This is a genomic window from Clostridium sp. CS001, from assembly GCF_020443565.1.
GTDB lineage: Bacteria > Bacillota > Clostridia > Clostridiales > Clostridiaceae > Clostridium_AD.
Genome location: NZ_JAIZZN010000013.1, coordinates 29,266 through 41,593 on the forward strand (window position 1 = coordinate 29,266; position 12,328 = coordinate 41,593).

General features: G+C 30.2%; 8 protein-coding genes. 1 reads left to right on the forward strand and 7 read right to left on the reverse strand.

All coding sequences use genetic code 11. From position 1 onward, the window contains the following. Positions 1-24: 24 nt before the first annotated feature. The 4 genes from LGK97_RS10375 to LGK97_RS10390 form a co-directional block, all read right to left on the reverse strand. Positions 25-1,089, reverse strand: a complete 1,065-nt coding sequence (locus tag LGK97_RS10375; RefSeq protein WP_319001561.1) for a Na+/H+ antiporter NhaC family protein — start codon at positions 1,087-1,089, stop codon at positions 25-27. A 9-nt stretch (positions 1,090-1,098) separates the two neighbouring features. Continuing rightward, positions 1,099-1,458 carry a hypothetical protein gene (locus tag LGK97_RS10380; RefSeq protein WP_226259696.1) on the reverse strand — a complete coding sequence of 120 codons (360 nt, stop codon included), beginning with the start codon at positions 1,456-1,458 and terminating at the stop codon, positions 1,099-1,101. A 200-nt stretch (positions 1,459-1,658) separates the two neighbouring features. Continuing rightward, positions 1,659-3,680: an N-acetylmuramoyl-L-alanine amidase gene (locus LGK97_RS10385; protein ID WP_226259697.1), complete on the reverse strand. Its 2,022-nt coding sequence runs from the start codon at positions 3,678-3,680 to the stop codon at positions 1,659-1,661. 637 nt (positions 3,681-4,317) lie between these two features. Then, the gene (locus LGK97_RS10390) at positions 4,318-5,961 is read right to left on the reverse strand and encodes an ATP-binding protein (protein ID WP_226259698.1); all 1,644 of its coding nucleotides are present in this window, start codon (positions 5,959-5,961) and stop codon (positions 4,318-4,320) included. 121 nt (positions 5,962-6,082) lie between these two features. On the opposite strand from LGK97_RS10390, the gene LGK97_RS10395 reads away from it, so the two are divergent. Then, entirely contained in the window at positions 6,083-6,304 is a 222-nt protein-coding gene (locus tag LGK97_RS10395) for a helix-turn-helix domain-containing protein (RefSeq protein WP_226259699.1), read from the forward strand. A gap of 471 nt (positions 6,305-6,775) precedes the next feature. On the opposite strand, the gene LGK97_RS10400 is transcribed toward LGK97_RS10395, so the two are convergent. The 3 genes from LGK97_RS10400 to LGK97_RS10410 all read right to left on the reverse strand — a co-directional run bounded on the left by LGK97_RS10400 (position 6,776) and on the right by LGK97_RS10410 (position 12,324). Beyond that, positions 6,776-7,492 carry a hypothetical protein gene (locus tag LGK97_RS10400; RefSeq protein WP_226259700.1) on the reverse strand — a complete coding sequence of 239 codons (717 nt, stop codon included), beginning with the start codon at positions 7,490-7,492 and terminating at the stop codon, positions 6,776-6,778. Between the two features lie 13 nt (positions 7,493-7,505). Beyond that, positions 7,506-9,281, reverse strand: a complete 1,776-nt coding sequence (locus LGK97_RS10405; RefSeq protein ID WP_226259701.1) for a hypothetical protein — start codon at positions 9,279-9,281, stop codon at positions 7,506-7,508. 82 nt (positions 9,282-9,363) lie between these two features. Continuing rightward, positions 9,364-12,324 (reverse strand): hypothetical protein, encoded by a 2,961-nt coding sequence (locus LGK97_RS10410; protein ID WP_226259702.1) that lies wholly within the window; start codon positions 12,322-12,324, stop codon positions 9,364-9,366. Positions 12,325-12,328: the final 4 nt, after the last annotated feature.

Genomic DNA, 12,328 nt, shown 5'->3' on the forward strand with positions numbered 1-12,328 from the left:
TAATAGGAGTTTTGTCTGATAATTTTAAATTATAAACGCAAATACTATAAACAAAATTGAAGAAATTATTATAGAAACAATGCTATAGGGTAAGATTGTCTTAACATGTTTCATTAATGGGACTTCAGCTATGGTAGATGAAAGTATTGCTGTTTCTCCAAGCGGAGATGCATTATCTCCTAATGAACCACCAGCAAGCACAGCTCCTATAACTAAAGGCAGATTTGAATTTGTAGTTACTGCAAGAGGAACAGCAATTGGCATTAATAATGCCCATGTACCCCAAGCAGAACCCATAAAGTATGATGCTGCACATCCTATTAAGAATATTACAACAGGTATTAATATAGTGGGGACTTGTGGTCCAATAGCATTTGTAATAAATTTTACAAAGCCTAAATCTCCCATGATACTTGATAATCCCCAGCTTAGAACTAAAACAATAATAGGAGGCATCATTTCATTTCCACCTGATAGAAAATGACCTTCAATTTCTTTCATAGGTATTTTTTGTATTAAGTAAAATATTGTAGTGATTACAACAGAAACTACACCTGAAATTAAAATTGATTTTTCAAATTCTGCATTCATTATTGCTCCTAAAAATCCTTGACCTTTACCTCTTCCTGTATACCAAAAGAAGAAGAAGGTAGTTACAATAAGTAGTGCAAGAGGAAAAATCAAATTAAATGGACGTGGTGGTGCTTTTTCTTCAAATTCACATTGTTCATGAGCTTCATGTCCATGTTCATCACCACTCTCTTCATCAGTTTCTTTTGAATCTTTTATCTTATTAACTACTTTATCAAATTTAAGATTAAAAAGTATGATACCTATACTTATAAGTATCATAATGATGGCATAAAAATTAAATGGAATACTTCTTAAATATAGATTGTAGGCTGACTCTTTAACACCTGCCTTACTTAAGGAAGAATTAATTACCCCAATAATATAACCTACATAAGTAGTTCCAAATGGTATTAGAATAATTAAAAGACATGAAGTTACGTTAACTACTACAGCTAATTTCTCCTTACTTCCTTTAGTCTTTTCTATCAGTGCTTTACCTATTGTACCTGTAGATATTACATGAAATCAACAATCAATGAAAGTGAATATACTAACTAACCATACTGTACCTAAAGCACCCTTTTCTGATTTAACATATTTGTTAGCTAATTCTGAAAAACCTTTTATACCTCCTGACATCTTCATTATTTCTCCAAAGGCTCCAAATAAAAATAAAAACATTATTATATATACACTTTCTTCATTTGCAGCAGACTTTACTAAATGTTCAATAGCTAAAATACACCCATTAATTATATTCCCCCCAGCAAGTAGTATACCTCCAGCTAAAACTCCTACTACTAGTGCAGCTATAATTCTCTTTGTAGTCATAGCTAAAATAATGACTATAATAGGTATAAACAACGAAATTAATCCTTGACTCATATTATCTACTTCCTTTTCAGTATTTTTTCATATACTTATTGTTTACAAAAACACTAAAATTACACTTGATAATTTTAGTGCAAAAAACCACTGTTAAAAAATTTTAACAGTGGTTTTTTTGCAATTTAAATAACTATAAAAACTATATTGATCAGGCTTTTAAAATGCCCAAATCGCATTCTTTAAAAGCGTTCTCAGTTTTAAAATACTATATTACTTATACCTAAACTCTTAAGAATGCCCGTTGAAATCGCCTTAGCTAATTTATTTTGGTAATCTTCTGAAGCTAATAGCTTTTCTTCTACCGGATTAGAAATAAATGATGTTTCAACCAATATAGCCGTAGCATCCATATTTCTTAAAACATAGAAATTTGCTGTTTTAATTCCCCTATTCGACTTTCCAGTTTCTTTGATTAATTCAGTTTGGACAGCCTGAGCTAACTTTGCTCCAGATTGATTACCCCCGTAATAATAAGTTTCGATGCCAACTGCTGCCGCCGTAGCGCTATTCGCATGAATGCTTACAAAATAATCTGGTTTAGCTTTATTAGAAATATCACATCTTGCTTGAAGATTTTGAGTTTCATTAGTGGACCAAGTTATATTGTCACTTGTTCTTGTGTATATGGTTTCAACACCATTCTTAGCTAATATACTCCCTACTTTTAAAGTAACTGCTAGTGTTACAGACTTTTCATTAATGCCTGTTGGTCCTGCTGCTCCCGGATCAAATCCTCCATGCCCTGCATCTAAAACTACTTTATAGTTTGTTTTAGTAGTTTCTATTACATTTACTACCAAACTAACTTTTTTAGTGCTCTCTTTAATAGTTCCTTGAAACGCATACACTCCAACTTTGTTTGTATCTAGTGATTTAATATCCCAAACTACATCTACTTCTTTTTCAGTGCCACTATCTGTAGTTACCTTAATTATTAAAGGCAAAGTGTATTTATCATTTTTTTTTACGTTTTCCGTAATATCATTTATATATATGTTACCTGGACTTGTATTTCCATCTCCACTGCCATTTTGGGGATTTAGACTTATGTATTTTTTAACTGCTTCTGTAAAAGCTAAAGCTAACTTATCTTTATATTCGCTAGTTTTTAGTTTGCTTTCTTCACTTTTATTAGTTATAAAACCTAATGCCGCCATAGCTCCTGGTGCATTAGAGAGTTTCAAACTATTAAAATCACTTTCTTTAATTCCTCTATCTAGTGCTGCAGTTTTACTTATTAATTGCGATTGGATATATTCAGCTAATTGCTTGCCTTTTGCATTGCCTTTTAAGTAAAAAGTCTCTATACCATTAGTAGCTTCAGAAGTGTAGCTATTACAACTAATTGTTATAAGCAAATCTGCCTTAGCATTATTTGCAATATTAATTCTTTCTTGTATCTCATTGCTACTATTCCAAGTTACACTATCTCCCGACCTAGTGTAAACAACTTGCACATTTTCTTTTTGCAAAAGCTTTCCTAGTCTTAAAGCCACATCTAAATTAACATCTTTTTCTTTTAATCCAGTAGGTCCAACACTACCACTGTCACTACCGCCTCTTGCTGCATTTATACATACAATGAATTTTGAAGCTTGTTTTTTGCTTACCTGAATTATAGCTTTAACTTTCTTATCATAATTTTTTATGGTTCCTTCATAGGTATAAGCACCTGATTTATCTAGATTTACGAAATCTTGAAGCCATTCCACTTGTACTTCTTTTTTCGAATTATCGCTCATTGTGGCTTGTACAGTTTTAGGGAATGTATATTTGCTACCCTCTTCTAAATTAGTCATTATATCTTGTACTGAAGCTATTTTTAAAACAGGTGCACTTTGAGTATTAAAATTCATTCTAACTTCACTTGTCAGAGGTTTTCCATCTACAGACCTAACCTTTTCCGTCACTATCAAAGTATATGGTTTACTATATTCATAATTTTTTATAGCTTGTACTATTACGTCTTTATTGTTATTAGCTAAACTAACTTTAATATCTACGTATTTATTATTTTCCCCAATCACTTTAATATTCGTGGTGTTTACGGTAGTAGCACTTAAAGGTTTATTAAAACTTACTGTCCAAGGTTTAGTAACTACCACATCTTTTTTAGAACCCAAATTTGTATAGGTACTAGCCTTTACAATTATTTGCATAGGTATACATAATACAAAAGCTAAAATCATAATTATAAATGCTTTAAAGATATTTTTCATATAAGCCCTCCTAAGCCGTCATAGTTTTCATATTTAATTATTTATATCATTATTTAGGTTATTTTAAGTATGGATGTAAATTGTGGGTTTAATCGTGAGTTAATTATACTATACTTTTGTTTTCCTTTCTATAATTTATGAGTATTTTTTAATACTTTTCAAAAATGCATTGAAATTCATTTTTTTACTTTTACAATAGTTTTCTCTGACAATTTTTATAAAGTTACCGCGATTTCAAATGGTTATTCGACCAAAAATGCCAGTCATTTTTGGTCATATTTTCGATCCAGTTATTGTTCTATATTCTAACCAACTCTTTATCTTGCATTGGCTTAATTATAGTATCATTTTAAAATATTTGAGGAGTTTTTTAATGTTTACTCATTTGAATTTAGTTGTTAGTAAAAATAATATAGGATTTTTTATTGCATGGATTAGAGCAATGCTTAGGATGCCGCTTAACATTAATCCATTTTTACCAACCAACTCCTCCATGGCCTTACATTTTTAACATCTACATCTAAATCAATGGCAGGTATTTCAATTTACCATACATCTATGAAAAAAAAAGAATTTAGCTAGATTTATTTACATAAACCAAACTAAATTCTCATGAAGGCAAATAATTACATCAATTCTACACATTAACTTTATTTATATTGTTAGTGCTTGTGAGAATACTCTTTAACTCTATTATTGGAACTACCTTTCTAGTGCCATACTTTAGTAACCATTCTTCATTCTCTCTTTTTAGGCATAAAGTATTGCCATCTCCTAATGTTCTCTTCTCATTAACGTCTAGGTCAACAGTCCAACATACAACATAATCAAAAGTTTCATATGGATGATCATGTTTAAACAAACTACTTAATTTATACTCTATCTCAACTAATACTATCTTATTATCACAATCTAAACATATCATATCGGTAGTAGCTTGGTTTGAATAATGTCCAATTTTATTAATACTTCTTATTAAATGTTTTGTTTTTTCATTAGATATTATTGCAACAAATAGTAAAGCAACCTGTGATTCATTGTCAGGTTTTTTAACAATAGGGATTTCATTTATTGATAAGTTATTTAAATCATTAAATTTTTCTAGTCTCTCAAGATTTTTTTTGTGTTTTTCCTTTATTTGATAGTTTAACTCTTCAATTTTCCTTAGTTTGAAATAACATTCATTAGCTAGAGGAAGGATGTTTTCTTCTATTATTTTTCTAGCCTCTTGCAAAACCCATTTAACTTTTGGATCATTAGAATTAGATAAATTATTTCTATCTGCAGTTAACTCAAAAGCCTGTGAATTAACCAATAAGTGAAAATGATGAAATTTTGGATCTGCCAGCAAACTTATTTTCTTTGTAAAAGGTATAAAATCTTTAGCTAGATATATTCCAAATCTTGATTTTAGGCTTTCGCCCTGCTTCAACTTTGCAATCTTTTTCCTACAATTAACACCTGATACCGTACCATATATTTGAAATGATACGTATTGACCATCAATATTTGTAGCTTTGTGATATGGTCCAAAATGTCTGCAATAATTTACTGACTTTTTATAAATTAGCTCTCCATAATATTCTTTTGGATTTTCTTGTGGTGGATAAAATTCATGTACCCCTGCAATTTCTTCTTTTATATTTAAGATTTTATCCTCAATAAAAATCCTTGGTGCTATTTGCATATTATTTATATATTTATGTAATTCCATATAATTTGCAAAATAGGTCTTAAAGCTTCCAGCTGCAGTAAACCATAATATATAATCCTTTATAATTTCAAAATTAAAATATTTCTCCGGGTTATTAATTGCATAATCCTCAATCAATACAGATGTTCCAACATTTCCAGACCTTGAAGTATTTCTCTCAACAGTATACTCTGGTAGAATGTTGCTACATAGTGATTCCCATGGATTTTCCATTGTAACTTTATATGCCACATTGTCCTTAGTTTGTGTGCACATAGTTACTTTTTTACTTTTAAGATAAGTTTTTGTACCTAATCCTTTCTCACCTATGCCGATAACCCCTTTGTTTGAATCACCTAAATTAAAAAATCTATGTATACCTTCGATATTCATACCATTACCATCATCCTGAACTTCTATAACAAAATTGCCATAAGTGTTTCTATAAACAATAATTGAAATGTTTTTTGCACCAGCATCATTAGAATTACTTAAAGCTTCACGCAAAATTTCTAATGGATTTACAATATTCTGAGCAATTTCTTTGAAAAGTGATATATCTTTTACCTGTGGTTTATATACTTCCATTTATTACACCAGCCTTCAAATATTTTTGAAGAAAATACTAACTTGTGTGGTTATCACACATTATATTATTTTCTTTCCTATAAAATCTATACATAATATATATAAATTGAGGTTGATTAATTTGGGTAATAGAAATATAATCGGGAAAAATATTAACTTAATACGAAAGCGTAAGGAAATCACTCAAGAACAACTAACTGCTAGATTAAATGTCCAAGGTATTGAAATTGATAGACCTATGATTTCAAAGATTGAAAGACAAACAAGAGAAATATTAGATTATGAAATTAAAGCAATTGCTATTGCCTTAGGTGTTACAATTGAAGATTTGTTCAAAGAATAAAACTAACACAACGCGTAAAAACACTTATGCATTGTGTTAGTTTTTATTATCTTAGATTAGCTAAGCTAAAAATTTAACGTAGTATTATTTATTTTCTAATGGAATTGTTATTCTCTAATTCAGGAATCTACTAGTAGCCTTTTTATCTAAGACACTTTTGCTGTATCACTACACTTGTTAAAATACGAGAAACTTTCTCTGGCAAAAGACTCGATATAGTCATCTGATATTAGTTTTTCTTATTATATTACTTGTAATCTCCATGATTACTTTTTCCTTCTGTTATCTTTCGACATATATTACTTTTACAAATGGGGAGCGTTTTTATGTAATTCTCTTGTCTTAATCGCTATGTTATACTAACCCTGAATGAAAAAATTCATGCATGTGAAATTTCTTGCAACAACACCTTAGAACTGTCATTAGGTTATTTATGTGTTTTATCTATGCTTAACTGCTACCAGCAAGCTCCTAAAATCCGCTATCTTCCAATTCCTCAATTTTCCTCAGTTTATCCTGCATATCAACTACTTTAGAATCTTCCCCTTCTTCTGTTTCTTTAGGATTAAGAATCTTACCCAATCTGCTTTCATCTCTGTTAAACATATTCCTAAGTTCATCATATACAAATGAATCTGCAGAGCGCTTAAGACTCATTACATCATATAAAGAGTTATCTGCAGAAGAGCTGCTATAAAACATTGTGGCGAATCCTTCTTCAAACAATTCCAAATTTTTCTTAGCTTTAGCTAAACTAATATTTAATCTTTCGTTCTGCTCCCTTAACATAGCAATATTTTTCCTGTCTCTTTCCATTAGCTTAACTAACCTTTTTGATAATTCATGAGGATTTTTGTGATAATTATCCACCAAAACAAGTAAATCTTGAATTTCAGGATTGAATACTTCACCAGCAAGTATCACATCCCTGCTATTCTTCACTTCATCAATTTTCTTTTTACCGAAATAGTCTTCACCTTTATATGAAGTTGCCCAAAAATCATATCCATACTTGTTGAATAATTTCCCATCTAATCGCTTATACTCAGGATTGTTAGCTATCCTCTCATTAAAAGTACATACTGAATTATAAGTTAATTTTCGCTTAATGCCATTTAGTTCCTTCAACTTTAATGAAATAATTTCATCTATTTCTTCCTCATCTACTTCTCTCTTTTGTCTTGCCATTATAAACACTCCCTTAACGTATTTTTGGAGTACTTGAATCAAATGCTTCGCTTAGTGATGTCTTATAAAATATAATCCTATCAGCATTGCTTTTTATATCTAAGACAGTTTGCCTGATTTTTTCATCAATAAATTTATCCAATTCCATTAACCCACTAATATTTACAACCTTTGCTTGTAAAAGCAATTTTTTTAAAAATTGTTCTTCTTCTTTTATACTTTGTTGAAGGGGTGCTATAGCATTATTCTCTAAGAATAATCTTATTTTAATGAAGTTGTCATTTGATGGCTCACACCACCATTTTGAGCAATAAATGCATTGCAGAACATTATCACATAAGCTTTTATCTTTTTCTAAATTTAAAGTGCAGTATCCAACACCATCATCCGTAGCAATGCATTCGCCTATGTACCTGTTTGGAGTCAGTGGCATATTGAATATAATTTCTTTTAATCGCTTTGATGATATACTTTTATTCACATTCCCATTTCCAACATAATCAACTATTTCTGAATCAATATAATAACTAGCATGTCCCATGTAATGGCATTGAGCTTCTAATGTTGTATGTCCACCCAACATAGCGATTTCAATAGGTGATACACCTTGCAACAATAGTGAGCAGAATGCTAAATGTCTTGTATCACCAAGTTTTAATTCTTTCGTAATACTACTATCCTTATATATACCTTTAATAATTTCTCTATAAAAAGCCTTGAGAATACCACTAAGTGTACTTCTAGTAAACATTTTCGTATACTTTTTGTTATTATTCTCATGTAATGTAGATATAACTTCAGGCCTATATTTTGAAATAAACTCATGATAATATTTAATATATGCCTTATATGAAATTAAAGTCAAACTCTCTGAGTCAAATTCAGTTACCTTCTTATAATCTTCTATCAAATTAAATATTTCTTTTGTTATTTCTACTCTATTTAAAATTGGAATTGTTGGATTTTTTTTTGCTTTTGTTGATTCCTTTATCACTTTAACCCTGTTGATATATAAATAGTATCTATCATTTTCATATCTTATACAGTCTCTCTTAATTTTATTTGCAAATTCTGACGGCCTCATAGGAATTATATTCGTAATTTTCCACCACAATAACACAGGTTTGAATAAATTTTTAGTAAATTCATCTCTTTCCTCGTTATAAAACTTTTTTAAATAGTAATGAAAAGCTAGTATATCTTTATTTTCTGGCAATTGACGAACTTCTCTGCCTTTTAATTCACCGATAGTCGTTAGAGTTGATAGTACTTTCAAGTGGCAATCATTAGCTAAACCTATGCTATCCAAGAATTCAAGGTATTGTATAACATAACCTTTGGAGATTTTTTTGCCTTCCTTCACCTCATTGACAAATGTTCTTATAGTATCTCCTCTTCTGCCTTTGACTATATTCTTATCAAAATTATTCGTTAATTGGATAATGCGCAAAATTGAATTAAATATTGTTTTTGTTGTTGCAGGAGCATAACCATCCATTAGGCAATCTGCAATAAAACACTTAACCAAGGCAATATCATCCTTGGAAATAATCTCAGTGTTTAACAACTCTTGATACTTTGAAAAGTCCAAATTAAAGAAATTTTGTTCAAGATCACCGAAAAACATCCAAGTATCAGATTCAAATTCACCTTCAGAGGTACATCTAATCCCTTCCTTATGAAGTAACTCGCTATCATCTATCCAACATTTATATTCATCAATGTATTTGCCAATATCAACCTTCACTTCTGATATTAAATTTATATCGATTAGTTGTAAGTTTTCCATTTATAAACCTCATTCTTAATATTAATTTAAGATTATATTTTAACATTTAAAGATACTTTTTTAAATGACACTAATACTTTATCTAAATTGGATTATCAATTAAAGCTAACCGCTCTATAAAGTCTTCTCTTGGCATCCCTATGCACCCATACACATAATCCTTTCCGAACTTTTTAATTGCTTCAAGAACCACAATTTTTTTTCGTGATATTCTTAATGATAATTTGAACTTATTAGCTTTATTTATAGTACTCAAATACATATCCATATCATCTAGAATACTATCACACAACCTCGACAATACATAAATCGTTGGAATATGGTAAGAACACTCAAAGCAACTATTCAGATCTGTTCTTTGGCATCCTAATTTACTGTAGATACACTGAATATCGGTCCCATTCTTAGAAGGAAGTTTTCTTGTAAATATGTCTGTCAGAAGCATCTGACATTCTTCTAAACTTTTCTCAGAAATCATCTGCACAACAGACTCTCTATCAATCCTAACTGTATTTAAAAAACCTACTGTTGCATTAATCTTCATATTATCACCAAAAATTTGATTCGCAGCACATATTTGCTCTGTTGTTTCCTGAAAGGTTAAAGTTCCACCGTTTATCTTCTGTACCAAAAGAGCTGGGATAAATCCGAATTCTCCTCTTGAAAATAGTTGTCTACTTAACGATTCAATTTCTTCCACATTTAAATCTATATAATAAAGTGTTGAAGATGTCGATGCATGCTCCCTCATCTTTTGCGCATATAATAATGCTTTTGAATCCCCCGATATGTTAGCCATATAATACAAATATGTCATTATAGTCTTATTGAATTTTCTCGAGTAAAACTTGAAGTTTTTCATTTCAAACTCATCAAAGAAATCCCTCACTTGATTGTTGCTTATTTCATTATATTTTGTTTCAAATCTCATTAACTTCTCGTTAGCAACTATACCATACCTATTATTAAACAGAGTCAATAATACTATTGCTGTAGCTATTGCTGGAGCAAGTTCATCTGAACAGAAAAATGAACCACGCATTTGCGTTTTGGATATCTTGAGTTCCCATTGGTTTATTCTAAATATGATAGCCCTAGAAACTGGAAGGTCTATTCTATTAACCTTAAACCAGTCAATATCACAAATCTTGAGTTTCTCTAAAAGGTCATTCAGCTCCAATTCTGGAAATCCTTGTACATCACCATGTCTCCATGCATTATTCATATGAAGCAAAATATATAGCCAAGACGATGCATAAGTAGCTGTAAAGTTCGTTTGGATTTCCTCCATTGATTTTACAATATGTAATTCTATGTTTGTACAGTATTGAAATACTTTTGAATAAACATTAAAGTCATAGATTACGTCTCCTTTTTCTTCATCTTCTAATGTTTCCTTTGACACCCAGAAATCATTTGGGTGCTCTATCTCCAACATTTTAAATCCACTTCTTTTTGTTGGTGCAATAGTTCTAATATCTATATCTACACTTCTTAAGAAATTATATATGTCGATTGCTCTCATTTTCGAATCAATAGTTCTAAAAAATAAATTTATTTCACTTGCTGTAACTAAGTATATCTCTGATTTATTATTTCTAATCAAGATTTCCTTAACAAGAATAGTGCTTCTTACATATCTATTAATCAAGTCCGAAAGAACCGATTCTTTAGATATAGTTTTAGTCAATGTATTATTAACAAAGTCAAACCATTTTTTTTCGGTATATTTCGATTCCTTGTCAAACTCATCCCAATCTTGATAACTATTTAATCTAACTTTAAAGGTTTCAAAGGCATCCCTTCCTGTTAAATCTGAATTTACTCTCGACTTTCTCACGTAACCATTCATACTTGCTACAAACTTTTCCACATCAAGTATCTTATAGCACCCATTGGCAGCCGTGATACTCTTACTTTTACTACTTATATATGCATACAAAGGGACTTCATGGCATGCTACAACCTTAGCATCATTCCAAGAATTGTAACCACCGAAATAAATGCGTGTACAAGAAGCATGGTCTATGTACACTTCAAAATATTTGCTCTGCTTTTCCTGTATTTTCTCTAAATCTTCCCGGTAATAATAAACTGATTTATGATAAATTATTTGTCTTATCTCATAACCTTTTATAAGCTTTTCAAAAATGGGTGGACTCAAGTTTAAAATTTTCCTCGCTGGATTATTAGAAATATATAACTTATCCCTTATTAATTTTGAACTTTTATTCTGTTCTTTCACTATATAATCAATTTCTTCCTTACTATACACAACCTTGTTTATAAGATTTAAATTATAAGTCATGGAAAGAAAACTATAGTATTTTCGTGGTATTCGCATTCCTTTATGGTACATCGTATAAAATTCACCTACAAGTTTTGCTGTTTCTTTCACTGAATAGTGAGAATTGTAAAACCTATCAGTTTCTTCCTTAACCCTTTTAATATCTTCTTTATTGAAAAGTATACGCTTTCTAACTGTTACAATTCTAACATTCCATTCCTCTCGTAATATGTTTGTTGAAGCACTCTGTTTTATTTCGGAAGTTGGCATCTCAAGATATTTAATGAGTTCTTCTCTATTCATGTAATCTTCAAGGTTGTAATCCACCTGTGTCTCATTTTTAATTTTCCCTGGCAAAGAAATGAATTCCATAATATCATTCTTATTGTAAACAAATGCTTGTTTTTTTGATATGCTTACATATTTACTTGGGACTTTAATTGCTATAAGCTTTTTAAAATTAGTCATAGATATGAGTTTAAGTGCTTCCTCTCTTGTATAGTGTTCGTCATAAAAACTCTCTGCTTCTTTGATTAGGTTGTATAAATCCTCTCGATTATAAAAACAATTGTAAGAAATTTTTATGAGTCTAAGATAACCACTATCATTCATAACATGAAGCTTATTAACTGCTCTTTTTGTAAATAAAATACAAAGCAACCTGCAAGCTTCTATATTACTTATATAATCTCCTCTACTCACGTAATTCTTCTTTTCTTCAATAGACAGTTTATCTATACTCTCAGAATTGTCCAATTAA